Source organism: Pseudomonas sp. s4 (assembly GCF_046764235.1).
Lineage (GTDB): Bacteria > Pseudomonadota > Gammaproteobacteria > Pseudomonadales > Pseudomonadaceae > Aquipseudomonas > Aquipseudomonas asiatica.
The window spans coordinates 2,672,493-2,697,086 of the sequence record NZ_CP177209.1 but is presented as its reverse complement, the minus strand read 5'-3'; the positions used below and the strand labels follow the sequence as shown (position 1 = coordinate 2,697,086).

Genomic DNA, 24,594 nt, shown 5'->3' with positions numbered 1-24,594 from the left:
ACCGACGTGCATGAGCCAACTCCCCCAGCCCCCCGCCAGCGAAGCCGGGGGCGCCGCGCCGCAGTTTCTCGGCAGCCGCATTCGCGGCCTGCGCAAGCGCCGTGGCATGACCCTGGCGGAGCTGGCCGCGCACAGTGAGCTGACCGCCGGCTACATCAGCCAGCTGGAGCGCAACCTCTCCTATCCATCGATTCCGGCGCTGTTCAACATCGCCCGCAGCCTGGGGGTGACCATCCAGTGGTTCTTCGCCAGCGAAGCCATCACTGCGCCCGAAGACCAGGGCTATGTGGTACGACGCAACAGCCGCCTGAGCGTGCATTACGAAGACGGTATCGTCGATCAACTGCTCACGCCCCAGCCCAACCGTCAGCTGGAAATCCTGCATTCGCGCTTCCCTCCGGGCAGCTACAGCCAACAGAGCTACAGCCACGACGGTGAAGAGGCCGGCTACATCCTTAGCGGCAGCTTCGAGCTGTGGGTGGGCGAGCGGCATTTCCAGCTGGGTGAAGGAGACAGTTTCAGCTTCTCGAGCCAGGAACCGCACCGCTACGGCAACCCCGGTGAAGTCGATGCCGTGGTGATCTGGGTGATCACGCCGCCAACATTCTGAAGCATGCTCGCTCCCCAATATCCAGCAACAGGGTCTACCTTGTTAACCGAACTTTAGAGGAGCACAACCATGAAGCAGATCCTGATCATAGGCGCGGGCTTTGCCGGCCTGTGGAGCGCGCTCAGCGCCGCCCGCCAGCTTGACCTCCATGGCCGCAAGGATGTCGAGGTCACCTTGCTTGCACCCCAGGCCGAGCTGCATGTGCGCCCGCGCTTCTACGAACCCGACGTACATACCATGGCCGCGCCGTTGCAGGAGCTGTTCGATGCCGCCAACGTCCGCTTCGTGCAGGGCACGGCCTTTCATATAGATGAAGCGGCCCGCCGTGTGGGCTATCGCACCCGCAGCGGAACCCAATGCACCCTGCCCTACGACCGCCTGATCATGGCCTGCGGCAGCGTGCTCAACCGGCCCGACATGGTCGGCATCGAGCATGTGTTCGATGTCGACAAGCTCGACAGCGCCGCGCGCCTGGAAACCCACCTGAAGTCACTGGCCAACCTGCCCGACACACCGGCGCGCAATACCGTGGTGGTGGCCGGTGGAGGTTTTACCGGCATCGAGACCGGCACCGAACTGCCGGCCCGCCTGCGCGAAATCCTCGGCGAGGACGCAGCGTTGCGCGTGGTGGTGGTCGACCGTGGGGCGAGGATTGGCGCGGCCCTGGGTGACGGCATCCGCCCCGCCATCGAGCAGGCCTCCGAGGCCCTGGGCGTGGAGTGGATCTGTGGCGCCACGGTAGCCTCGGTCGACCCTGCCGGCGTGGTGCTGGACAACGGCCAGCGCATCGACGCCAGCACGGTGATCTGGACCGTGGGCTTCAAGGCCAACCCGCTCACCGAACAGATCAGTGGCGAGCGCGACCGCCAGGGCCGCTTGCATGTCGATGGCAATCTCAAGGTGAAAGGCAATGATGCCGTGTACGCGGCGGGTGATGTGGCCTACGCCGCCTGCGACGAGGCTGGCAATCATGCGGTGATGTCCTGCCAGCATGCGATTCCGCTGGGGCGTCATGCGGGCAACAATGCGGCGGCCGAGCTGATTGGCGTGGCACCGAAGACCTACAGCCAGCCCAAGTACGTGACCTGCCTGGACCTTGGGGCCTGGGGGGCGGTGTATACCGAAGGGTGGCAACGCACGGTGTCGCCACCGGAGGACAAGGCCGAAGCCAAGGTTTTGAAGGCGCAGATCAATACCGTGTGGATCTATCCACCGGCGGCCGAACGTGCTGCGGCGCTGGCAGCGGCTGACCCGGCTATTCCAGTGGCCTGACACCAGGCCGACGCGATCACTGTAGGAGCGGCCTTGTGTCGCGATGGGCCGCAAAGCGGCCCCAGAATTCTCGGCGTCAACGCTGAAACCCTGGGGCCGCTTCGCGGCCCATCGCGACACAAGGCCGCTCCTACATTCGATCGCGTACCTTCGATCAGGCAGCAGCAAACAGCTCGTTGGCAATCTGCGCCTGGGCAGCATCGATCGCCTGGCTGCGGTGCTCAGGGCCATAGGCCAGGCCATGGGCGCGGACGATTTCCAGGTCGGTGATGCCGATGAAACCCAGGAATACCTTGAGGAAGTCCTCATGCCCGGCGCCAGTCGGCTGGCCAGCGTGCAGGCCACCGGCGGTGGACACCAGCACTACCTTCTTGTTGCCGCACAGGCCTTCCGGGCCGGCTTCGGTGTAACGGAAAGTCTTGCCGGCGACGGCAACGCGGTCGATCCAGGCCTTGAGCTGGGTCGGCACGGTGAAGTTGTACATCGGCGCACCAATCACCACGGCATCGGCAGCCAGGAACTCTTCCAGGGTTTCCGCGCTCAGCTTGGCTTCGAAGGCCTGGGCTGCGTCACGCATGTCTTCCGGGGTGCCAGCCGCTACCAGGGTTGCCGCGGAGAAGTGGGCGATGGCGTCAGCGGCCAGGTCGCGGTACACCACTTCCACGCTCGGGTCGGCGGCTTTCCAGGCTTCGACCACTTCACGGCTCAGTTGGCGGGAGGCGGAATTGTCGCCCAGGATGCTGGAATCGATGTGCAACAGTTTCATGGGATTCTCCTGTGAATGAAGACCGCGACATTGGGCGATCACGATGGGGAGAATCCTACCGACATCAACAATGGCTGATAAGGCAGCAAAAATGCGTTAGTTTGTCCTACTGGTGGAACAGTGAGACATTCCCATGCAAGACCTCAACGACCTTTTCTACTTCGCCCGCGTGGTCGAAGCCGGCGGTTTCGCCGCAGCGGGCCGCCAGCTGGGCATCCCCAAATCGCGCCTTTCGCGGCGTATCGCCGAGCTGGAAGAACGCCTGGGCACGCGCCTGCTGCAACGCACTACACGGCAACTGAAGCTCACCGCGGTGGGCGAGCGCTACCTGCACCACTGCCAGGCCATGCTGCTGGAAGCCGAAGCCGCCGACGAAGCCGTGGCCAGCATGAGCAGCGAACCGCGCGGGCGCTTGCGGGTGTCGTGCCCGGTGGCATTGGCCCACGCCTTTCTGCCGGATGTGATCAGCCGCTTTCTTGCGCAGTACCCGCTGGTGCAACTGGACATGGTGCTGCTCAACCGCCGGGTAGACCTCATTTCCGAAGGTATCGACGTGGCCCTGCGCGTACGCGACCTGGGCGATGAAGACCCGGCCCTGGTCACCCGCCGCCTGCGCCAGGCGCAGATGCAACTGGTTGCAGCGCCCGGTTTCGCCGACCACATCCGCGAACCGGGCCAACTGGCATCATTGCCGGTGCTGGGCGCTGCCGAGGCGGACCGGCTGGTACACTTCCGGCTGTTCGGCCCCCACGGCAAACAGCAGGAAATCGCCCTGGAACCGCGCCTTGCCATCGATGATTTCGTAGTACGTAATGCTGCTGTACGGGCAGGCCTCGGGTTTACCGCGCTGCCCAGCATGTTCTGTGAAGAAGAACTGGAGCGTGGCGAACTGGTGCGCCTGCTGCCGGACTGGTCGCTGCCGGGTGGCTACCTGCAGGCGGTGTACCCGCACCGGCGCGGCTTGCTGCCTGCGGTACGGGTATGGATCGACCACCTGGCGGCGTCGTTCGAGGCCTGTGGAGAAAAGTATGTCTGAGCGGAACATGAGCGAAGCCCAGGTGGCAGCGTTCTGCCTGAGCCTGCCGGGTGCGCGGGAAGACTACAAATGGGGCGGCATCCGGGTGTTCTCCGTAGCAGGCAACAAGATGTTCGCGGTGCTCGACCTGGCGGGTGCGGGGTTGTCGTTCAAAGTGGCCGACGAACTGTTTCTCGGCTATTGCGATCGCCCGGGGGTGCGGCCTGCGCCGTATCTGGCACGGGCGCGGTGGATCAGCATGGCATCGCCCTACCCCATGGGGCGTGAGGAGCTGTGTGATCTGTTGCAGCGCTCGCACCAGCTGGTGGTGCGGCGGTTGCCGAAGCGGTTGCAGGTGGGGTTGGTAATCTAGCTAGCCTGTGCCGGCCTCTTCGCGGGCTTGCCCGCTCCTACAGGTACTCCACAGGCCTTGAGGGCAGTGAAAATCCTGTGGGAGCGGGCAAGCCCGCGAAGAGCCCGGCACAATCACATATCAACTGAAGGGCAGATACCGCCCGCCAAGAAACAGCCAGTCCGCCCAGAACACCTGGTGCACCAGCACAATCCCCCAGAACACCAGCTGGTACGAAACCTTGCGAGTCTTGTGTCGATACAGCTGCTGCGCCAGCAGTGCCCCCGGCCAGCCGCCCAGCAGCTCACTGGCATGCAGCACCTTCTCGGGCGTACGCCAGGCCTGGGTACGCGCCTGCTGTTTATCCTGCCAATACAGCAGCAGGCTGATCAGGCTCATTGCCGGGTACAACGCCAGCGGCCACCAGGCCTGGTCGACCCAGGCCATGCGCGCCGCGCCCAGGGCGGGCAGCAGGCACAGCAGGCCCAACAGCAGCAGCTTCAGGCGCACATTACGTACGCCCTCCACCCTTTGTCCCCGTGACGCCTCAGCCATGGGCCGTCGCCCAGTCAACCCAGCCGAACTGCCAGGTCGCCAGAATCAGCAGGCCAAAGGCAATGCGATACCAGGCGAACGCCGCGTAGCTGTGGTTGGCAATGAACTTGAGCAGGCCACGCACGGCGATCATGGCAAAGATGAACGAAGTCACGAAGCCAATGGCAAATACCGGCAGGTCACCAGGCTGGAACAGGTCGCGGTACTTGTAGCCCGAATACACTGCCGCACCGACCATGGTCGGCATCGCCAGGAAGAACGAGAACTCGGTCGCTGCCTTGCGCGACAGGCCGAACAGCAGGCCACCGATGATGGTCGAGCCGGAGCGCGAAGTGCCCGGGATCATCGCCAGGCACTGGATGAAGCCGATCTTCAGCGCGTGGCTCCAGCGCATGTCGTCCACGTGGTCTACCTCCACACGGTGCTCGCGGCGCTCGGCCCAGAGCATGATCACCCCGCCCACCACCAGCGCAGCCGCCACGGTGATCGGGTTGAACAGATATTCGTGGATCAGGTCGGCGAACAGCACGCCCAGCACCACTGCCGGCAGGAAAGCCAGCAAAAGGTTACCGGTGAAACGCCGCGCCATGGGCTGGCTGGTCAGGCCGAAGACCACGTCGAAGATCTTGCCGCGAAACTCCCACACCACCGCCAGGATCGCCGCCAGCTGAATGATGATGTTGAAAGCCATGGCCCGTTCGCCACCAAACCCGATCAGGTCGGCGACGATGATCTGGTGGCCGGTACTGGAGATCGGCAGAAACTCCGTCAGCCCTTCGACCACGCCTAAGATGATTGCCTGGAAGGCAGTCCAAAAATCCATCGTTCCCCCGATGGAGCACTGCTCGTTGCAGGCCCCTTGTTCTTGATTTGCTTGAAATTGCCGCGCGCGGCCCGGCTGTTTTACAGCGACTGTTGGGCGTAATGCCAGTAGAAAAGTTCACGCCGCCTAAAGGTTTCATCTTGCGCGGCCGAAATCCTAGCAGAGCGCCTTCGCAATCACCTTGTACAAACTGCTGCAGACTATTGAATGGATAGCACTTAGCCATTAGTCGTGTGGGGGCCTCGCGCAAAGCATGCTTGGATGCGCCTGAATAAAAAGAACAATGCGGGAGCTGTGGTATGAAAACCCTGAGATCGATGTCTATCAGCCGCCGTCTGTGGCTGATCCTTTTGGTGGCGGTGGCCATGCTGGTGGTATTGGGCCTGCTGATGCTGCGCCAGATCCACGGTGACCTGTACCAGGCCAAAGCGGAGAAAACCCGCCACGTGGTGCAGACCGCAGCCGGTGTGCTGGCCTATTACCAAGAGCTGGAGGCAGCCGGCACGCTCAGCCGTGAAGCGGCCCAGCAACAGGCGCTGCAAGTGGTGCGGGCGCTGCGCTACGACCACGATGACTACTTCTGGATCAACGACCTGGGGCCGAAGATGATCATGCATCCGGCCAACCCCAAGCTCGACGGCCAGGACCTGTCGGCCATCCGCGACCCCGACGGCTTTGCCGTGTTCAACGAGATGGTCGCCCTGGCTCGGCAGCAGGACGCCGGGCCGGTCAACTACCGCTGGCCCAAGCCCGGTGCCAGCGAGCCGGTGGCCAAGACGTCCTACATCCAGCTGTTCAAGCCCTGGGGCTGGATCATCGGCTCAGGCGTGTACGTCGATGACGTGCAGGCCGAATTCACCCGCCAGTTGCGCGACGCCTCGCTGGTGGGCGTGGCCATCGCCCTGCTGATGGCGCTGGTGGTCATGCTGATTGCGCGCAGCATCGCCCGCCCGTTGCAGGAAGCAGTGCAGGCCATGGGCAACATCGCCAGCGGCGAAAGCGACCTGACCCGGCGCCTGGACACTCACGGCCGGGACGAAATCACCCACCTGGGCGAGCACTTCAACCGCTTCAATGGCAAGCTGCAAGGCGTGGTCGGCCAGTTGCAAGGCGCGGCCCATGCCCTGGCCCGATCCGCCGGGCATGTCGGCGACAACGCCGGTGCCGCGCAGCAGCACAGCGCCCAGCAATCGCTGCAGATGGACCAGGTGGCCACCGCGGTCAACGAAGTGACTTACGCCGTGCAAGACGTCGCCAAGACCGCCGAGCAGGCCGCCGGTGAAATGCGCACCGCGCAACAGCAGGTGGCACACGGCCAGGAGGCCATTCACGGCAGCCTGGCGCAGATCGACCGGCTGTCGCTGACCATCGACCAGGCCGTGCAGGTGATCCGTGAACTGGCCGGGCACAGCACGCGCATCGGTGGTGTACTGGATGTGATCCGCTCCATCGCCGAACAGACCAACCTGCTGGCGCTGAATGCGGCCATCGAGGCGGCGCGGGCCGGCGAGCAGGGCCGTGGCTTTGCCGTGGTCGCCGACGAGGTGCGCCTGCTGGCCCAGCGCACGGCGCAGTCGACGGCCGAGATCCATACCATGATCGAGCACCTGCAAAGCCAGTCGGACGCTGCGGTCAAAGCCATCGACACCAGCAGCGAGGCCTCGCGCCAGACGGTCGAGCAGGCCCGCGAGGCCGGTGCCAGCCTGGATGCCATCAACCAATCACTGAACAACCTCACGGCGTTGAATGCCTCGATCGCCAGCGCCACCTTGCAGCAGTCGCACGTGGTAGAAGAGATCAACCGCAACGTGCTGGATACTGCCGGGTTGTCTCAGCAGACCGCCGATGCAGCGCGCCAATCCAGCGATGCCGGGATGGCGCTGGGGCAGCTGAGCGAAGAGCTGGAGCAGCTGTTGCGGCAGTTCCGCGTATAATGCCGGGGGCGCTTTGCGCCCTTTCGCGACACAAGGCCGCTCCTACAGACGATCGCGTCCCCCTGTAGATACCGTCTTGACCCTCACCCTGCAAGAGGGATTTTGGGGTCAAACGGTATCCCCGACTTCACCACCCCATAAACCAGGTGCAGCAGCTTGCGCATCGCCGCGCAAACGATCTGTTTATAGGCTTTGTGTCGGCTGTTCAACCGCTCTGCCAGTGCCTTCACGACAGGGTTGTACCTGATCGAGACAGTGCCTGACATCCACAAGCCCGCCCGCAGCCTTGAGGCGCCTGTACGCGAGATAGTGCTCTGACCTATGAACTCTCCCGATTGCTGCACTACCGGGTTCAGGCCTGAGAACGCGACGATCGCAGAAGAGCTTTGGTATTTCAGTGGATCGCCCAGTTCGGCGAGCAGCAACGTAGCAGTGGTGTCACCCAAACCATCTATCGAAGTAATCAGATCACGTCGCTTGCGCAGGTCTGGATCATCATCGATCGTCTGTTCGATGGCCTTCCTGGTCTTTTCCAGTTCTTCGGTGATGTGCCCGATGACGTCTTGAATCGACTGCTGCACCGCATCCTGTGCGACATCCAAACGATTCTGCTCCATCTGGCGCATTTCCTTGAGGTCGTCCAGTCGCCGCACCAGAGCACGCAAACGGCGCTGTGCAGGTGGCTCCGGCTCCCACTGGCGAAGCGAGGCCGCCTTCTGCTGGCCATAAGCAGCAATGACTTTGGCGTCAGCTTTATCGGTTTTGACGCGCCGAAGCTCCACGTCAGCGAATTTCGCGATCACCGCCGGGTTCAGAATACACACCCGATAACCTTGGTTGTGACAGTGCTCGGCTAACGCTTCGTGATAGGTGCCTGTGGCCTCCATAACGATCCAGGCGCCTGGTTCGGCATGGCGCTCAAGCCAATCGCTGAACTGCTTGAACCCTCCAGGATCATTGGACAGCTTGGCTTTGGTGCGCGTCTTGCCGTTGGGAAGTGGGGTGGCAATGTCGAAAGATTTTTTGGCGACATCAACGCCAACAAAGGCGGACATGATCTTCTCCTTCAAACTACGAAAGTCGATCACCCTACACTCAGTTCAACCTTGTTAATGCGTGCTCACGCCGGGGGCGGGCACTAGATACCGTTCGAACTCGTCGAGTGGGGTTGAAAGGCCAGAGCGTTATCTACAGTGCGGGCTCGATGCCCTTGGAGCGGCTCCGCTTCAAGACCTTCCCTCGATGATCAGTCGAGAACTTTCGCCTCTTGGGAGGCGAAAGTCGAGATACAAGGAGCGGCCTTGTGTCGCGATGGGCTGCAAAGCAGCCCCAAAGACCCCAACGCCCTACACCTTCCCCGGCCGACCCGCTACAATCGCGCCCTTCCCCCGCAGTCTCCAAGGATCGCCGATGTCCGGCCTTGAACTCATCGCCGCCGTCCTCGGCGTCACCGCTGTCTGGCTCACGGTCAAGCAGAATGCCTGGTGCTGGCCCATCGGTCTGGTCATGGTGCTGATCTATGGCTGGCTGTTCTACGAGGTGAAGCTGTACTCCGGCATGTTGCTGCAACTGGCCTATGCCATCCTGCAGGTCTACGGCTGGTGGCAATGGAAGCGCCCGGGCCATGCTGAAGACGCCCGCCAGGTCACCCGCCTGCAGCGCCCGGCATTGCTCGTCGGTTTGGCCGGCGGGGTGCTGTTGAGCGCCACCTTGGGCGCGGCGATGGCCACCTGGACCGACGCCGTCCTGCCCTGGCTGGACGCTACCCTGACCGGCTTCAGCCTGGTGGCACAACTGTGGATGGCGCAGAAGCGCCTGCAGTGCTGGCCGCTGTGGGTAGTGGTAGATATCGTCTACGTGGGCCAGTACCTGCACCAGCAGTTGTACTTCACCGCCGGTTTCTTCGCCGTGCTCACCCTGATTGCCGTGCGCGGCTGGCTGGAATGGCGCCGTGACCCGGCGTTGGTGCAGCCATGAGCGCGGCACAATCCATGAAAGTACTGGTGCTGTGCGGCCCGGAATCCAGTGGCAAGAGCTGGCTCAGCGGTGTGATCCAGGCGCATTTCGGCGGCGTGGTGGTGGCCGAATACGTGCGCCACTTCATCGATCAGGAACGCCGCGACACCTGCTATGCCGATATCCCTGCCATCGCTCGTGGTCAGCTGGCCTGGGAAGACCAGGCCCGTGAGCAGGCACCGTCGCTACTGATTCTCGACACTCACCTGCTCAGCAACATGCTCTGGAGCCACGCCCTGTTCGGCGACTGCCCGGCCTGGCTGGAACAGGCGTTGCTGGCGCGGCATTACCACCTGCACCTGCTGCTGAGCCCGCAAGGTGTGGATTGGGTTGCCGATGGCCAGCGCAGCCAGCCCGAACTGCGCGACCGCCAGCGCTTTTTCGACGACAGCCTGCACTGGCTGCAACGGCATGAGCAGGCGTACAAAATAATTGAGGGCAATTGGCCACAACGCCAGTTGCTGGCACTGCAAACAGTAGCTAAGCTCATTGATAGCAATACGCCATCCTACCCCACCGAGTGTTAACCCACTGACACACCCTTGTGGGGCGAAGCCCCTGAAAACATGAGGTCTTGCGGGGCATCGAAAGTAATGTCAAGGCGCTGAAACACTCCTGCAAAAACCCTTCCAATCAAGGCCAACACTGGCTCTGCCTGCACCACTCGCGGCTGCCTGTTTCAGCCCTGAGACAGAATATGCCGCAGCTTGTCATGGTGCCTACCTTAACCTTTTGATCTGAAACCGCTTCTCGAAAGCGGCACACCTTCTGCTCCCTCGTTCACATCGCTGAACAGGGCCAGCGCTCATTGAAGGAGTTGCCGTCGTGAGGAAAACTGACAAACGCCTTTATCACCTGCTGCTGATGGGCTATGTGCTGGGTTCGTTGAGCCTGACGGCCCAGGCCGACAACGGCATCATCGTGATAACCCGTGATGTGCAGACACGCAACGCTGTGGTCCCGCCGTTAAGACCCGACCCCAACCCCACCACCGTCAATGCCAATCCTTCCGCTCACATCCTCAAGCAAACCAACGAACTGAGTGATGGCGACTTCGCCAACATCAGCAGCGGTGCGGGCATCAGCACCCTGATTACCCAGCAGACCAACAACCTGGGCGGCAACCTCAATAACCAATCCCAACTGCCCAACCTGGCCGGTGGCCGCGGTACAGGCTCGGGAAATGGCATCTCGAACATGGTCAACTCGAGTGTGCAGCGCGGCCTGGCGCCGCTGCAGATCCTGACCGGAGGCAAGTGAGATGAAGCACACGCTGCTGATCCTGGTCACGCTGTGCAGTACATCGGCCTTCGCGCAATCCCCGGTCCCCGTGATCAACAATGCCGACATCGACAGCTCGGGCAGCCGTTACCAGGGCAACCTGTCGGTCAACCAGGCAGCCGGCGACCAACAGCAACAGGCCAACGCGCGCGCCTTCGCCGCAGGGCCCGAGGCTGGCGCCACCACGCAAATCCGCCAACGGCTGAACGCCCCCGCAACTTCCGCGATGGACGCGCGCGCGACCATACAGGGCGACGCCTTCAGCAACGGTAGCGGCGCCCTGGGGGTCAACCAGAGCGCCGGCGCCAACACCCAGCAAGCGAACGCACTGAGCATCAGCCTCGGTGCCCAGCCGCAAAGCATCGACGACAGCGTCCTCATGCAACAGAACGTGGCGCTGCTCAACAACTCCGGTCCGATTGACACTTCAACTGGCAATCGCCAGGTCACCACCAGTGACCAGGCCTTCACCGGTAGCCGTGGAGTGATTCAGTTGAACCAGAGTGCCGGGGTGGGAAACCGAATGGCCAACACCTTGAGCATCCGGGTCGCGGATTGACCCATCCAGTTAAGAACAACACTTAACCTAAAAGTACGGAGAATCACCATGAAACCCTCGATGGCAATCAAGCCTCTGGTTTTCGCAATTGCTGCGGTCATGGCTGTTGCTGTACAAGCTGATCAGAACGACCGGCGTGGCGGGCACCACAATGGTCACCACAATAACGGGCATCACACCCCTCCTCCCACCCGGATCCCTGTGTATGCCACAGCCAACGCCATGGACAGCCAACGCAGCACGGGTAATACCATCACCAACCAAGGCACCATCAACGAAGCCGAAATGAGCAGCTCGGCCACGGGTGCAAGCGGCAACGTGGGTGTCAACGTGGCAGCCGGTAACGGCAACCAGCAGGACAATGCTGCGGCTATTGCCAATGCATCGTCCGAGTCCAGCCTGGACAACAGCTTCGTGTTCGGCACCGCCGAAGCCACCGCTGACGTTCGCCAGTTCAGCAACAACAACCGTGTCGACAACTGGTCCACCCAGAACTCGGCAGTCATGACCGGCTCGGCCGATGGTGCCGAGGGTAACGTCGGCATCAACATCGCTGGCGGCGACCTGAACCAGCAGAAGAACACCATGGCCATCGCCAACACCGGTGCCCCGCTGGGCAATGCCACTGCCACCGCCTCTGCCGACCAGAACGGCCCAGGCCTGACGGTGAACAACGGCGCCGACCGCACCTACCGGGTGGATACGCTGACCATCACCACCACCAAGAGCGGTTCCAGCTCGCGTGAGGGCACGTTCAATTCGACCGACGACCGCAGCTCGTCATCGAGCTTCAGCGTGGCCGGCTCGCGAAGTGCCAGCTCCAGTGGCTCCAGTGGCTGGAACTCCAGCGGTTCGAGCAGCATGAACGCCAGTGGTTCGCACAGTTCCACTGCCAGCGGCTCCAACAGCTGGAATGCCAGTGGTTCGATGTCCGGCAACGCCAGTTCGTCCAGCAGTGCCAGCCTGAGCGCCTCCCTGGCTGCGGCAGCCGATGCGACCCGCACCACGAGCACCGATTACGGCCGTCACGAGCGCACTCGCACCGACAGCTTCGATGCCTCGCTCAATGCATCGCTCAATGTGGATGTCGACCACTCGCGGGAAAGCTCTTACGACAAGTCGTTCGAGAAGGCATTCGACTCGTCGTATGACAAGGCTCGCCAATCGAGCTACGAGAAGTCTCGCGACTCCTCGTATGAGAAGGCTCACGAGTCGTCCTATGCCAATGCATCGGAATCGGCGTTTGAAAAGTCTGGCGAGAAATCGTCTCAATCGTCGAACGACGTGTCGAAGAGCTACAGCGAAAGCAGTGCCTACGACTTGAGCAATACCGTGTCCTTCCAAGTGCTGACCCCGACCGGATGGGCAAACCCTGTTACCAACACTGCAACCCTTAGTGGTTCGGTGAATGGCGGCAGTGGCAACCTGGGCGTGAACGTGGCAGCCGGTGTGGGCAACCAGCAGAGCAACTCGCTGGCCATCTCCAACACCTCGTTCTGATCGCTGTGCTTGAGGCCCCCTTCGGGGGGCCTTTCTTCAACAGAACCGGAAGGCATCCGATCATGCGCATCATTGCCCTGGCGTTTTTGCTGTGCCTGGCCAGCATGAGCGAAGCTGCACAAATGCCGCTGTCCGTCCTGCCGGGCGGCGCCGTGGTGTTCAAGCCCATCCAGAGCGTACGCGAGCGCAAGTTCGCTGACCTGGTGCAACAGAAAACCGACTTCAGCTGCGGCGCCGCCGCGCTGGCCACCATCCTGCGCCAGGCCTACTGGCTGGATGTGGACGAGCAACAGATCATCGAAGGTATGCTGGCCCACGCCGACCAGGACCTGGTGCGCACGCAAGGCTTCTCGATGCTCGACATGAAACGCTACGTGGAAAGCCTGGGGATGCGTGCCCGCGGCTACCGGGTCGCACCCGAGACCCTGCACAGCGTGCGCATCCCGGTCGTGGTGCTGATGGACGTGCGCGGCTACAAGCACTTCGTGGTCATGCAGAAGGTCGACAAGGGTTGGGTGTATATCGGTGACCCGGTACTGGGCCACAAGCGTTACAAGGTCGATGATTTTCTCAAGGGCTGGAACGGCATCATCTTCGCCGTCATCGGCCAAGGCTACGACAAGCACAACATCCTGCTCGACCCGCCCCTGCCGCTGACCGCCAAGGGCCGGGTGAACAACTTCACCCCGGTGCAGGATGCAGAGCTGCTGGACTTCGGTTTCATCAAAAGCGACTTCTTCTAACGACTCTTGCAACGACAAGGAGCACGAGGCTCCGGGGAGCACCCCAATGAAGAACCCATTCTGGCTCGCGATCGCATGCCTGGCCGTCAGCCTTCCCACCCATGCCGAAACGTTCAAGCCCATCGAGCTGAAGGACCATGAGTTGGCGACCCTGCGTGGCCGCTACGTGATGCCGGGGCGGATCGTGAGTTTCGGCATTGTCATGTCCAGCACCTGGCAGAATGCCAAAGGGGACGTGATCGGTGCCACGAGCACGATGCAGATTCAGCAGTCGACCATCAAACCGCAATTCTATGTGTCGTTGATCGACGAAAGCGGCACCGGCACAACGTCAGCTGGATCCACCGCACCAGGTACCGGTACCGTCACGGGCGGTGCCGGCCTCAACACCACAGAGGGTGTTACCCAGGTGGTACGCGCCGCTGGCGACAACAACACCGCCTACAACGATGTCGCCATCAATGTCTCCAAGGCCAACCAGGCGCCCGCCATGCAGCCGCAGGGCCAAGCACTGGCCAACGGCCAGACGCTGACGGGCGAAAACGGCGCGGGTGCGCTGAGTGTGTCTGCCAGCGGCGTAGGGGTGCAGTTCAATATCAATGCCAGTAACAACCAGGGCAGCAGCGTGCAGCGTCTGGCGCAGGGTGGCCTGATGCAGAACTCGACGCTGCTGGGCAATGGCAACAGGGTGAACAACGTCACCACGCTCAATGTGGTGATGCGTGAAAGCGTGCCAACAGCCGCTTCGCTGAACGGTAGCCTCGATCAGCTCAAAGGACTTCGCACATTCGGATACTGATCTACGCTCAGTCTCATCAAAAGAAGTCGGCAGGGACGGCAATTCCATGCACCGATCTTTATCGCTCAAAGTTTTTGTGTGTTTGACCACCTTGGCCCCGGCCACATTGCTCTACGCCGCCTCCGACCCGCAGGTTGAGGCTCTCAAGCAGGAACTGATGGAGCTGAAACGTCGCTACGAAGCCCAGCAGCAAGCGCTGATGGTGCTGGAGCAGCGCGTACGCCAGGTCGAGGAAACCCCGGCAGCACCACCGCCCAAACGCCTGGTCAGGTCCCCGGCCGAAGGGGTCAAGGGCGCACAGACGGTGGCATCGGGTGCACCGGGCACCACCGGCAGCTCCTATGGTCAGGCGCTGACCGCCGACGCCGAACCGGCACAGAGCGTGTCCAACCTGTATGACGAGGCCAGCGGCTTCTTCGGCGGCGGCAAGTTCAGCTTCGAGACCGGTGTCACCTATACCCACTACGATACTCGGGCGCTGGTGCTCAACGGCTTCCTGGCACTGGACTCGATCTTCCTCGGCAGTATCAACCTTGACCGGGTGAAGGCAGATAACTGGACCCTGGACATGACTGCCCGCTACAACCTCGCCCAGCGTTGGCAGTTCGACATCAACGTCCCGGTGGTGTACCGCGAATCCACCTACTCTTCCGGCGGTGCGGGGGGAGCCGGGGCGAGCACCTCGGACGAAACCGTAACCCGCGACCCGGAAATTGGCGACGTCAACGTCGGCGTCGCCTACAAGTTCCTCGACGAAGACGAGACCTGGCCTGACGCCGTCGCTACCTTGCGCATAAAGGCACCGACCGGCAAAGACCCCTATGGCATCAAATTGCGCCAGGTCGAGGGCAACGACAACCTGTCGGTACCGGAAAGCCTGCCGACCGGCAACGGCGTCTGGTCGATCACGCCGGGCATCTCGCTGGTCAAGACGTTCGACCCGGCCGTGCTCTTCGGCAGCCTGTCCTATACCTACAACATGGAAGACTCGTTCAGCGACATCAGCCCACAGGTCAACAGCAAGGTACCCGGCGACGTGAAGCTGGGCGACTCCTGGCAGATCGGCGGCGGTATCGCCTTTGCCCTGAACGAGAAGATGAGCATGTCGTTCTCGGTGTCCGACCAGTTCGCCCGCAAGAGCAAGATAAAGCCGGATGGTGGTGACTGGCAGTCGATCTCCAACAGCGACTACAACGCAGCCAACTTCAACATCGGCATGACCTTCGCCGCCACCGACAACCTGACCATCGTGCCCAACCTGTCCATTGGTCTGACCGATGACGCACCGGACTTTTCCTTCAGCCTGAAATTCCCCTACTACTTCTGATACTTGCCATCGGCCGGGCCCGCGCTAAAGGGCCCGGTTTTGGTTACCAGCCTTGTCCCGGACCGCCTTCCATGCCACGGCCTGTTATCATCAAGCACAGTTGCATGACGATTTAATGGCAAAAGGGATGTTTTCGTGAAGAACCTGTCAGACCACCCACGTACCCGGATTGTCGCCCTGGCGACCCTGGTACTGGTGATCCCACTGGGTACGCGCGCCATGCTGGGTTGGTCCAACCCGCTCGGTTACCTGTCCGACCTCGCACTCGGCAGCCTGCTGGTCTTGCTGCTGCACCGTCGGCCGTGGTGGTTGGCGCTCCCCGTATTGCTGGCCTGGGCGGCCCTCTGGGTGGCTTCGGCCGAACTGGTCAGCGCGGTTGGCCGTTTGCCCACCAGCGCTGACCTGACATACCTGCTCGACCCGCAGTTCATGGAAAACTCGACCGGTGGTGGCCTGGCCCATGCCTGGCTGCCCTTGATCATGGGCACCGGCCTGCTGGGCTGGCTGGCCATCGCCTGGCGCAGCCGTAGCCAACGCAGCCAGCCGGTGCCACGCAAGGCCTGGGCCATTCCGCTGCTGCTGTTTGGCGCCCATTGGGGCAGCCAGCAACTGGTACCTTCCGACGCCGACCAATGGCGGCAATACAACCTCACCCACCAGTTGCTGTCGGCCGGGGCCGGCAACCTGCAGCGCCAGGTCGAAGGCTGGATGGGCCGCACACATACCTTCACCCCTCTGGCCAGTACCGGCCTGACCCAGTCCGACCTGCATGGCCAGCGGCTGCTCGCCGGGCCAGGCAACGCCCGCAACCTGCTGATCATCACCGTGGAAGGCATCCCCGGGGCCTACCTGCGGCCCAACCGCCAGGCCCTGCACAGCCGCTTCGACGAAGAGCTGATGCCAAAGCTCAGCCAGTGGGCCGAGCGCGGCATGAACACCCCGGACTACGTGCTGCATACCCACCAGACCATCCGTGGCCTGTACGCGATGCTCTGCGGTGACTATGACAAGCTGGCCAACGGCACGCCCAAGGGCATGGAGCTGCTGACCCAGAACGATCGCAACCAGGCCTGCCTGCCAGCGCAGTTGCGCCAGGCCGGTTTCACTACCCACTACCTGCAGGGTGCCGGCCTGCGCTTCATGGCCAAGGACCGCATCATGCCGCACATCGGCTTTGACTCGGTGCACGGCCAGGAGTGGTTCCGCAACAAGAACTACCTGGACTTCCCCTGGGGCAAGGATGATCGCTCCTTCTTCGAGGGGGCGCTGAACTACGTCGGCCAGCTGCAAAAGCAGGACAAGCCATGGATGTTGACCCTGCTCACCGTGGGCACCCACCAGCCCTACTCGGCGCCGTTCGAGTACATGGAGCGCTACGACACGCCGAAACAGGCGGCAGTCGCCTACCTGGACGATGCGCTCGGTGCATTCCTCGACAACCTCGAACGCCAGGGCGTACTCAAGGACACCCTGGTGGTGGTGACTTCCGACGAGTCCCACGGCATCGACGGTGTGCGCCTGGCCTCGTCCTGGGGCTTCAACCTCACCCTGGCGCCGGAGCAGGCGCAGTTGCCACGGATCAAGCGGGGCACCTACGGCCATATCGACCTGGCCACCTCGCTGCTCGACTACTTTGCGCTGCCCATCCCCATGGCGCTCGGCGGTCGCTCGCTGTACCGCGATTACGACAGCGGTCGTGAAATGATCTCCTACACCAACGGCATGCTGCGCTATCACGACGGCCGGGGTGTGTTCACCGAATGCGACTTCCAGCAGCGCTGCCGGCGTTACGCCAGCGAGGGCTTCATCGCCGACCAGGCACGTTACCTTGGCCTGGGCGACAGCCTGCTGGGCCAGCAGATCGGTGCCCTCGCCGGGGTGCTCGACCAGTCCCTGCTGCAGACACCGCTCAACCTGCGTTACCAGTTCGGCGGCCCATCGCCGATCCAGCTGCGCAAGCGCATCAAAGATGACTGGGCCGACAACCTGATCGGCGCCCAGTACCTGGAAATGCCCGAGGGTTCGCATACCCGCGTACGGGTCAAGGTACGTTCGCTGGACCCCAAGCGCGCAGCCTATATCCAGCTCAAGGCCAAACAGCTGGAGCAGGACGTACCGCTGGGCTTGCCTTACGAAGTGAAAGTGACCGCCGAAGAGCCGCTGGAAATGGAGTTCAGCTTCGACAACCCGACCGCGCGCAAAGCGTTTTCCTTCCATTTGCTGGGCTATGGTGGTGGTCAGGTGGAAATCAGCGACTTCAGTGTGATAACCGCGCTGCCAGGGGAAGATGAAGCAGCGGATGAGCTGACCGAAGGGCATATCGCCCATTCGGGCTGAACGGTACCACTCATCGCTGGGCCGCCGCGACCTGTCGATTTAACCCGCCCGTGCTCGACTAGTGTGTGAATCACCCAATGTGGAGATAACACCATGAGCACGAGCGAAAGCAGGCACCCGGTGGTTTCCCGCAGCCAGTGGCTGGCGGCCCGCCGGCAGCTGTGGCTGCACGAAAAGGCCTTCACCCGCCACCGCGACGCGCTGTCCGCAGCCCGTCGCGCCCTGCCCTGGGTCAAGGTGGAGCACGAGTATCGCTTCCAGGGGCCGGACGGCGAACTGAGCCTGGCCGACCTGTTCGCAGGCCGCAGCCAACTGCTGGTTTACCACTTCATGTTCGCCGAAGGCTGGAGCGAAGGTTGCCACGGCTGCTCATTCCTGGCCGACCACTTTGACGGCGCCAACCTGCACCTGGCCCATCACGACGTGTCGCTGGTGGCGGTGTCGCGTGCGCCGTATGCCGAGTTCCAGGCATTCCGCCGGCGCATGGGCTGGCAGTTTCCCTGGTATTCGTCACATGGCAGCGGCTTCAACGAGGACTTTGGCGTCAGCGTCGGCAGCGAGGGCCAGCGGCAGTACAACTATGAGCCATATGAGGGCGATGAAAGCGAGCTTCCCGGGCTGAGTGCGTTCTACCGCGAGCCGGACGGCAGCGTGTACCACACCTACTCGACCTATGCCCGCGGGCTGGACATCCTGGTCAACACCTACAACTTCCTCGACATCGCGCCACTGGGGCGCAACGAGGCCGGGACCATGGACTGGGTGCGGCACCACGACCGTTATGAAGGGCAGCCGGACAAGCCCAACTGCTGCCACAAATAACGAGAGGCAATACATATCGCTTATCACTCGCTTGGCACGTCCTTTGTAGGAGCAGCCTTGTGCTGCGAAGAGGCCGGTACAGGCAACAGATCTGCATAGCCAGTACGGGCCTCTTCGCAGCACAAGGCTGCTCCTACAAGGGGCCGCGCAGCGGCCAAGCATCCTCAAGTGCAGCACATAGTCTTCAGCCGCGCACACCCAACATCCCGCGCTCGACGATGAAGTCGATCACCGCCTGCAGCCCCTCGCCCTTCTTCAGGTTGCTGAAGGTCCATGGCCGCTGCGGGCGCATGCGCTGGGTATCGCGCTCCATCACTTCCAGCGAAGCCCCCACATAGGGCGCCAGGTCGGTCTTGTTGATCACCAGGAAATCCGACTTGGTAATCCCCGGCCCACCCTTGCGCGGGATCTTCTCGCCTTCGGCCACGTCGATCACGTAGATGGTCAGGTCGGCCAGCTCCGGACTGAAAGTGGCACTCAGGTTGTCACCGCCGCTTTCGACGAAGATCACCTCGAGGTTGCCAAACTTGCGCGCCAGGGCTTCGACCGCCGCCAGGTTCATCGAGGCGTCTTCACGTATCGCCGTGTGCGGGCAGCCGCCGGTTTCCACACCGACGATGCGCTCCGGCTCGAGGGCCCCGGCTTCGGTGAGGATACGCTGGTCCTCCTTGGTGTAAATGTCGTTGGTGACCACTGCGATCTGGTAATGGTCGCGCATGGCCTTGCACAGGGCTTCGAGCAGCGCCGTCTTGCCGGAGCCGACCGGGCCGCCGACACCGACGCGCAGTGGTTGTTGATAGCTTTGCATGCAGGCAGTCCTCAGGAACGGAACAAACGGGTGTATTGGGTTTCGTGACGCGATGAGGCAATGGCCAGCAACGGCAGGCCACCGCCAAGCTGGTCATCGCCCAGGCCCAGTGCCTGGTCGAGGGCCGCGGGCAGCCCTGCCCCCAGGTCGCGCAGCAAGGTCTGGGCGGCCTGCTGGCCGAACGGCACCAGCTTGACCCCGGCCATTACCGCGCCCTCCAGCCAGGCAAAACCATGGCCCAGGGCCAACTGGCGCAGTGGGATCGCCCAGTGCGCAGCCAGCCAGGCCATACCGCCCAGCTGGGTGAGTTCTAGGCTGGCCCGCCAGGCTGGCGCCTGGCCCAGTTGCCAGCCGTCCAGCAGCCGTGCCAGCGCCGCGCCGCGCTGCTGTTCTTCCAGACGCAGCTCGGCGGTTTCACGGTTGGCCAGCAGAAAGCGGCTCCAGTGGCCGAAGGCTTCGGCGTCCTCGGCCTGGCAGGCGTGGTACAAGCGCGCCAGCACCGGCCAGTCGAGGCAGGCCAGGGTGTCGTCGATCTGCTCGCGCTGCCAGGCAGCGAAACCGTCCACGTCCCGTACCCAGCCCGCCTCGACCGCCCACTCCAGGCCTTGCGAGTAGGTGAAGCCACCCACCGGCAAGCCAGGGCTGGCCAGCTGCAGCAGGCGCAACAGCGCCAGGTCGCTGCCCATCAACCAGCCAGTACCAGCGCGGCGCCGGCCAGCAGGCCGCCGCCAAAGGCCTTCTGCAGGCCGCTATGCCTGCGCAACAGGCAACCGACCGCAAAGCCGGCCGCCAGCAACAGGCCACTGACCGTGACGAAGCCGGCGCTGAACTGCCAGAACGCGCTTGGCGTGGCTTCCACGCCATGGGCCCAGCCATGGAACAGGGCGAACACCGGCATGGCCATTGCCAGCAGCAGCTGGCGGCTGGGCAGCAGCACGGCACCGGCAGCCACCAGCAGCGACAGGGCGATCAGGGTTTCCATGCCCAGCACATCGCCGAACAGGTGGCCGCATACCGCGCCGCCGAACATCGCCGCCAGGGTTGCCAGGGGTAGCGTCAGGCTGCGCCGGGTCAGCGCGGCGAGCACACCGGTGCCCAGCAGCATCAGCAGGTGGTCAAGACCGGTCAGCGGGTGCAGCAGGCCGTCCTGCAGCGGGTTGGCGTCGTGCCCGGGGTGGGCGAAGGCAGGCAGAGCCAGCATCAGCAGAAACAGGGCGAAAGTCTTTTTCATTGGTTGCTCCAGGCAGTTCAGGAATGGGCAGGCAGGCGCACGAACGGGTGATCGTGGCCGTGGGCATGGCTATGGCTGTGGCTGTGCGGTGCGCTCTGGTAGGCGCCCGCTTCAGGCTCGAACGGCGCCTGTTCGGCCTCTACCGTCAGGCCCAGGCCACGCAACATGTCGTCCAGCACGTGGTCGTGCTGGAAGCGCAGCAGGCCGGGTTCGATCTGCAGCGGTACATGGCGGTTGCCAAGGTGATAGGCCGCGCGGGCCAGCAGGTGCGGGTCGGCGCAGCGCACCGTGGACACCGCCTCGGGCGCCGCCAGCACACGGATCAGCTGGGTGCCCTCGGCATCGGCCAGCAGTTCGCCTCCGCGCAGCAGGTGGCCGCGTTCGAGCATCAGCCCGGCCTCGCGACCATCATCCAGGGTCACCCGCAGGCGGCTCTTGATGCGGCTGTCCACGTCCAGGGTAACGGTGCCGGTTTCGCCCAGCTGGCCGGGCTCGGTGATACGGCGGGTCAAGACAATCATCGGTGCTCCTTCAGAACAGGAAGTAACGCTGGGCCAGCGGCAGTTCGCGGGCCGGTTCGCAGACCAGCAGTTCACCGTCGGCACGCACCTGGTAGGTCTGCGCATCGACCTCGATCAGCGGCTGCAAAGTGTTGTGGACCATGTCGGGCTTGCGCACCCGGCGGCAGCCGTGGGCCACGCCGATCAGGCTGCGCAGGTTCAACTCCTCGGCCAGGCCACGGTCCATCGCCGCCTGGGGCAGGAAGGTCATGCGCGTGGCATGCCGCGCCGCGCCCAGGGCGCCGAACATCGGGCGGTAATGCACCGGTTGCGGCGTGGGGATGGAACCGTTGATGTCACCCATGGGCGCGGTGACGATCATCCCGCCCTTGATGACCAAGGCCGGCTTGACCGCAAAGAACGCCGGCGCCCACAGCACCAGGTCGGCCAGTTTGCCGACTTCCACCGAGCCCACTTCGTGGCCGATGCCGTGGGTCAGGGCCGGGTTGATGGTGTACTTGGCGATGTAGCGCTTGACCCGGAAGTTGTCGCTGTAGCTGGTGTCCGGCGCCAGTGGCCCGCGGCGCAGTTTCATCTGGTGGGCCACCTGCCAGGTGCGCAGCACCACCTCGCCAACCCGGCCCATGGCCTGGGAGTCGGACGAAGTCATGGCAAAGGCGCCCATGTCGTGGAGAATGTCCTCGGCGGCGATGGTTTCGCGGCGGATGCGCGACTCGGCAAAGGCCACGTCTTCGGCGATGCTCGGGTCCAGGTGGTGGCAGACCATGAGCATGTCCAGGTGCTCGTCCACGGTGTTGACCGTGTACGGCAGGGTCGGGTTGGTCGAGGACGGCAACACGTTGGCCTGGCCTGCCGCGCGGATGATGTCCGGGGCGTGACCGCCACCAGCACCCTCGGTGTGGAAGGTGTGGATGGTGCGGTCGCCGATCGCCGACAGGGTGTCTTCGATGCAGCCGGACTCGTTGAGGGTGTCGGTGTGGATCGCCACCTGGATGTCCATTTCCTCGGCCACGCCCAGGCAGCAGTCGATGGCTGCTGGTGTCGAACCCCAGTCTTCGTGCAGCTTGAGGCCCACGGCGCCGGCTGCGATCTGCTCGCGCAGCGCTTCCGGCCGCGAGGCGTTGCCCTTGCCCAGCAAGCCGATGTTGATTGGCAGGCTGTCGGCAGCCTGGAGCATGCGTGCCAGGTACCAGGGGCCGGGCGTGCAGGTGGTGGCGTTGGTGCCGGTGGCTGGCCCGGTACCGCCGCCGATGAAGGTGGTGACACCGCTGTTCAGCGCCTCGTCCACCTGTTGCGGGCAGATGAAATGGATGTGCGAGTCGACACCACCGGCGGTGACGATCTTGCCCTCGGCCGCGATCACCTCGGTGCCGGGGCCCACTGGCACGTTCACGCCCGGCTGCACATCGGGGTTGCCAGCCTTGCCGATCACCGCGATACGCCCGTGCTTGATACCGATATCGGCCTTGACGATGCCCCAGTGGTCGATGATCAGGGCATTGGTCAGTACCAGGTCCATGGCTTCGGCAGCCAGCATCTGGCCCTGCCCCATGCCATCGCGGATGACCTTGCCGCCACCGAACTTCACCTCTTCGCCATAGATGGTGAAGTCGTGCTCCACCTCGACCCACAGCGCGGTGTCGGCCAGGCGCACGCGGTCGCCCACGGTGGGGCCGAACATGTCGGCATAGGCCTGGCGGGAAATGCGGCTCATGCCCTGCCCTCCAGCGCGCCCATCACCTTGCCCTGGAAGCCGTAGACCTCGCGCTTGCCGGCGTATGCCACCAGTTGCACGGTACGCGCCTGGCCAGGCTCGAAGCGCACGGCGGTACCCGCGGGGATGTCCAGCCGAAAGCCCAGCGTAGGCGCGCGCTCGAACACCAGCGCCTCGTTGACTTCGTAAAAGTGGTAGTGCGAGCCGACCTGCACCGGCCGGTCGCCATGGTTGGCCACGCTGACGCTGACTGTCGCGCGGCCGCTGTTCAGCTCGATGTCGCCGGCGGCGACCTGGATTTCACCTGGGATCATGCGGGGCTCCTGGGCAATTTCAGACGATAGGGTCATGCACGGTCACCAGCTTGGTGCCATCCGGGAAGGTCGCTTCGACCTGCACGTCGTGGAGCATTTCGGCAATGCCAGGCATTACCTGCTCGCGGCTCAATACTTCACGCCCCAGGCTCATCAGCTCGGCGACGGTGCGGCCATCACGGGCGCCTTCGAGCACGGCGGCACTGATCAACGCCACCGCTTCCGGGTAGTTGAGTTTCAGGCCACGGGCCAGGCGCCGCTCCGCCAGCAGCGCGGCGGTGAACAGCAGCAGTTTGTCTTTCTCTCTCGGGGTCAGCTCCATGGCGCTCTCTCAGGTGGCCCAGATACGCGGTGGGCAGGCCGGCAGGCCGAGGACGGCCGGGCGCAGCACATGCCACAGGCGTTGCAGGGTGCGTTGCAGGTGTTGGTTGTCATGGTCGAGCACGCGGATCACCAGCAACGACCCGAGCAGGGTCGCGCCGGCCGGGTTGGCCATCTCGTCGAGCAGCGGGCGCACCAGATCCAGCACAGCCTGGTCGGCGGGTGCGGCGCAGAAGGTGGCCAGCAGCGGATGCCCGCCAAGCTTGCTCAGGCGCCCGCCTTCGACGCGCAGGCGCTCGTGCAGGCCCACTTCGTCGGGCAGTTCGATGTGCAGGCGGCTGTCGAGGGCACCCTGCTCGAAACGCTCGTTCATCACCGGGCGCCCCAGGCACAGGGTTTCCCAGGCCAGCAGGCGCGCGCCCGGTTCGAGGGTGAAACGGCTGTCGAGGCTGGCGCGGGCACCGGAGAAGAAGATGCTGTCCTGCGGCAGCCACTCCAGGGTGCTGTCGGCGGCCACGTGAAAACGCTGGGCCAGCCGCGCGGTCGGGCCGATGCTGCGGTAGAACTTGCTGGCGCCCGGCATGGTCAGCAGCGCGTGGCTGCCCGGCTCCAGCTGGATATCCAGCTCCAGGCGGTCGCCAGCGACGATCCCACCAGGAGGGTGCAGCACGTAGACATGGCACGGTGCACCTTCGGGATAGAATGGCCGCTGCACCAAAAGAGGTCCGAAATGCCGCCACGCACCAAGGCGGGTCACCTTGTCGCGCCTGACGAAGCGCAACTGCAGGTGAGCGCTCCAGCCGGCATCGTCGTGTTGTTGTTCGATCTGCTCCGCGAGCGACATCCTGCGGCCCCTGAAATCCGTGGCCTGCTGGCCGTTTAGAGTGGCAGGCACGCACGGCTATGGCGTGCGCGCCCTGACCACTCGATCAAATTCGCAGGCTGGATATAGCAGGTTGCGGGCCAACTCCGCA

27 protein-coding genes and 1 pseudogene are annotated in these 24,594 nt (G+C 63.5%); 16 read left to right on the top strand and 12 right to left on the bottom strand.

From position 1 onward, the window contains the following. The first annotated feature begins 10 nt into the window (after positions 1–10). The gene (locus ACK56M_RS12705; protein WP_015270174.1) at positions 11–610 is read left to right on the top strand and encodes a helix-turn-helix domain-containing protein; all 600 of its coding nucleotides are present in this window, start codon (positions 11–13) and stop codon (positions 608–610) included. Positions 611–679: 69 nt separating this feature from the next. Further along, positions 680–1,882, top strand: a complete 1,203-nt coding sequence (locus ACK56M_RS12700; RefSeq protein WP_015270173.1) for an NAD(P)/FAD-dependent oxidoreductase — start codon at positions 680–682, stop codon at positions 1,880–1,882. A gap of 154 nt (positions 1,883–2,036) precedes the next feature. Here the strand turns inward: ACK56M_RS12700 and ACK56M_RS12695 are convergent, their stop codons facing one another. After that, complete coding sequence (locus tag ACK56M_RS12695) at positions 2,037–2,648, bottom strand: FMN-dependent NADH-azoreductase (RefSeq protein ID WP_003258995.1); 612 nt, start codon at positions 2,646–2,648, stop codon at positions 2,037–2,039. A gap of 133 nt (positions 2,649–2,781) precedes the next feature. On the opposite strand from ACK56M_RS12695, the gene ACK56M_RS12690 reads away from it, so the two are divergent. Further along, positions 2,782–3,684 (top strand): LysR substrate-binding domain-containing protein, encoded by a 903-nt coding sequence (locus ACK56M_RS12690; RefSeq protein ID WP_015270172.1) that lies wholly within the window; start codon positions 2,782–2,784, stop codon positions 3,682–3,684. Continuing rightward, positions 3,677–4,036 carry an MmcQ/YjbR family DNA-binding protein gene (locus ACK56M_RS12685; protein ID WP_043935581.1) on the top strand — a complete coding sequence of 120 codons (360 nt, stop codon included), beginning with the start codon at positions 3,677–3,679 and terminating at the stop codon, positions 4,034–4,036. Before ACK56M_RS12690 ends, ACK56M_RS12685 begins: the two co-directional genes overlap by 8 nt. 120 nt (positions 4,037–4,156) lie before the next feature. Here ACK56M_RS12685 and ACK56M_RS12680 read toward each other — a convergent pair whose 3' ends face one another. Together ACK56M_RS12680 and ACK56M_RS12675 are read right to left on the bottom strand one after the other, a co-directional pair. Further along, a complete protein-coding gene (locus ACK56M_RS12680; RefSeq protein WP_043935580.1) occupies positions 4,157–4,570 on the bottom strand; it encodes a DUF1294 domain-containing protein in 414 nt (137 codons plus the stop codon). Then, positions 4,563–5,393 (bottom strand): undecaprenyl-diphosphate phosphatase, encoded by an 831-nt coding sequence (locus tag ACK56M_RS12675; protein ID WP_015270169.1) that lies wholly within the window; start codon positions 5,391–5,393, stop codon positions 4,563–4,565. The genes ACK56M_RS12680 and ACK56M_RS12675 overlap by 8 nt, the downstream gene beginning before the upstream one ends. 299 nt (positions 5,394–5,692) lie before the next feature. Here ACK56M_RS12675 and mcpP point away from each other — a divergent pair. Then, positions 5,693–6,406: pseudogene (mcpP, locus tag ACK56M_RS12670) on the top strand (methyl-accepting chemotaxis protein McpP); the annotation flags it as partial. Between the two features lie 186 nt (positions 6,407–6,592). Beyond that, the gene (locus ACK56M_RS12665; protein WP_404940922.1) at positions 6,593–7,327 is read left to right on the top strand and encodes a methyl-accepting chemotaxis protein; all 735 of its coding nucleotides are present in this window, start codon (positions 6,593–6,595) and stop codon (positions 7,325–7,327) included. Between the two features lie 83 nt (positions 7,328–7,410). On the opposite strand, the gene ACK56M_RS12660 is transcribed toward ACK56M_RS12665, so the two are convergent. Continuing rightward, the gene (locus tag ACK56M_RS12660; RefSeq protein WP_411959049.1) at positions 7,411–8,382 is read right to left on the bottom strand and encodes an IS110 family transposase; all 972 of its coding nucleotides are present in this window, start codon (positions 8,380–8,382) and stop codon (positions 7,411–7,413) included. A gap of 355 nt (positions 8,383–8,737) precedes the next feature. On the opposite strand from ACK56M_RS12660, the gene pnuC reads away from it, so the two are divergent. From pnuC to ACK56M_RS12610, 10 genes are all read left to right on the top strand, one after another. Next, positions 8,738–9,304 carry a nicotinamide riboside transporter PnuC gene (gene pnuC / locus ACK56M_RS12655; protein ID WP_015270167.1) on the top strand — a complete coding sequence of 189 codons (567 nt, stop codon included), beginning with the start codon at positions 8,738–8,740 and terminating at the stop codon, positions 9,302–9,304. Then, positions 9,301–9,870: an AAA family ATPase gene (locus ACK56M_RS12650; RefSeq protein WP_054572459.1), complete on the top strand. Its 570-nt coding sequence runs from the start codon at positions 9,301–9,303 to the stop codon at positions 9,868–9,870. Before pnuC ends, ACK56M_RS12650 begins: the two co-directional genes overlap by 4 nt. 298 nt (positions 9,871–10,168) lie before the next feature. Continuing rightward, positions 10,169–10,603, top strand: a complete 435-nt coding sequence (locus tag ACK56M_RS12645) for a hypothetical protein (RefSeq protein ID WP_015270165.1) — start codon at positions 10,169–10,171, stop codon at positions 10,601–10,603. Between the two features lies 1 nt (position 10,604). After that, the gene (locus ACK56M_RS12640; protein WP_085719915.1) at positions 10,605–11,183 is read left to right on the top strand and encodes an adhesin; all 579 of its coding nucleotides are present in this window, start codon (positions 10,605–10,607) and stop codon (positions 11,181–11,183) included. Between the two features lie 48 nt (positions 11,184–11,231). Next, on the top strand, positions 11,232–12,683 hold the full coding sequence (locus ACK56M_RS12635) for a hypothetical protein (protein WP_039612960.1): 1,452 nt from the start codon (positions 11,232–11,234) through the stop codon (positions 12,681–12,683). Positions 12,684–12,745: 62 nt separating this feature from the next. Next, positions 12,746–13,426: a C39 family peptidase gene (locus ACK56M_RS12630; RefSeq protein WP_015270162.1), complete on the top strand. Its 681-nt coding sequence runs from the start codon at positions 12,746–12,748 to the stop codon at positions 13,424–13,426. Positions 13,427–13,472: 46 nt separating this feature from the next. Next, a complete protein-coding gene (locus ACK56M_RS12625; protein WP_054572457.1) occupies positions 13,473–14,225 on the top strand; it encodes a hypothetical protein in 753 nt (250 codons plus the stop codon). A 46-nt stretch (positions 14,226–14,271) separates the two neighbouring features. Continuing rightward, positions 14,272–15,552, top strand: a complete 1,281-nt coding sequence (locus ACK56M_RS12620) for a transporter (RefSeq protein ID WP_015270160.1) — start codon at positions 14,272–14,274, stop codon at positions 15,550–15,552. A gap of 135 nt (positions 15,553–15,687) precedes the next feature. Further along, entirely contained in the window at positions 15,688–17,889 is a 2,202-nt protein-coding gene (locus ACK56M_RS12615; protein WP_411959495.1) for an LTA synthase family protein, read from the top strand. Between the two features lie 93 nt (positions 17,890–17,982). Continuing rightward, the gene (locus ACK56M_RS12610; RefSeq protein WP_015270158.1) at positions 17,983–18,711 is read left to right on the top strand and encodes a DUF899 domain-containing protein; all 729 of its coding nucleotides are present in this window, start codon (positions 17,983–17,985) and stop codon (positions 18,709–18,711) included. A 184-nt stretch (positions 18,712–18,895) separates the two neighbouring features. Here the strand turns inward: ACK56M_RS12610 and ureG are convergent, their stop codons facing one another. From ureG to ACK56M_RS12570, 8 genes are read right to left on the bottom strand one after another with little or no spacing between them, the layout of a single operon-like run. Beyond that, positions 18,896–19,519, bottom strand: a complete 624-nt coding sequence (gene ureG / locus ACK56M_RS12605) for an urease accessory protein UreG (protein ID WP_010953755.1) — start codon at positions 19,517–19,519, stop codon at positions 18,896–18,898. Positions 19,520–19,530: 11 nt separating this feature from the next. Further along, the gene (locus tag ACK56M_RS12600; protein WP_015270157.1) at positions 19,531–20,205 is read right to left on the bottom strand and encodes an urease accessory protein UreF; all 675 of its coding nucleotides are present in this window, start codon (positions 20,203–20,205) and stop codon (positions 19,531–19,533) included. Continuing rightward, entirely contained in the window at positions 20,205–20,750 is a 546-nt protein-coding gene (locus ACK56M_RS12595; protein ID WP_013972451.1) for a HupE/UreJ family protein, read from the bottom strand. The genes ACK56M_RS12600 and ACK56M_RS12595 overlap by 1 nt, the downstream gene beginning before the upstream one ends. Positions 20,751–20,767: 17 nt before the next feature. Beyond that, the gene (gene ureE / locus ACK56M_RS12590; RefSeq protein ID WP_015270156.1) at positions 20,768–21,271 is read right to left on the bottom strand and encodes an urease accessory protein UreE; all 504 of its coding nucleotides are present in this window, start codon (positions 21,269–21,271) and stop codon (positions 20,768–20,770) included. Between the two features lie 10 nt (positions 21,272–21,281). Next, positions 21,282–22,985 (bottom strand): urease subunit alpha, encoded by a 1,704-nt coding sequence (gene ureC / locus ACK56M_RS12585; RefSeq protein ID WP_013972449.1) that lies wholly within the window; start codon positions 22,983–22,985, stop codon positions 21,282–21,284. After that, positions 22,982–23,299: an urease subunit beta gene (locus ACK56M_RS12580; protein ID WP_015270155.1), complete on the bottom strand. Its 318-nt coding sequence runs from the start codon at positions 23,297–23,299 to the stop codon at positions 22,982–22,984. Before ACK56M_RS12580 ends, ureC begins: the two co-directional genes overlap by 4 nt. A 19-nt stretch (positions 23,300–23,318) precedes the next feature. Continuing rightward, positions 23,319–23,621, bottom strand: a complete 303-nt coding sequence (locus ACK56M_RS12575) for an urease subunit gamma (protein WP_003256923.1) — start codon at positions 23,619–23,621, stop codon at positions 23,319–23,321. A 9-nt stretch (positions 23,622–23,630) separates the two neighbouring features. Further along, complete coding sequence (locus ACK56M_RS12570) at positions 23,631–24,464, bottom strand: urease accessory protein UreD (RefSeq protein ID WP_100413517.1); 834 nt, start codon at positions 24,462–24,464, stop codon at positions 23,631–23,633. Positions 24,465–24,594: the final 130 nt, after the last annotated feature.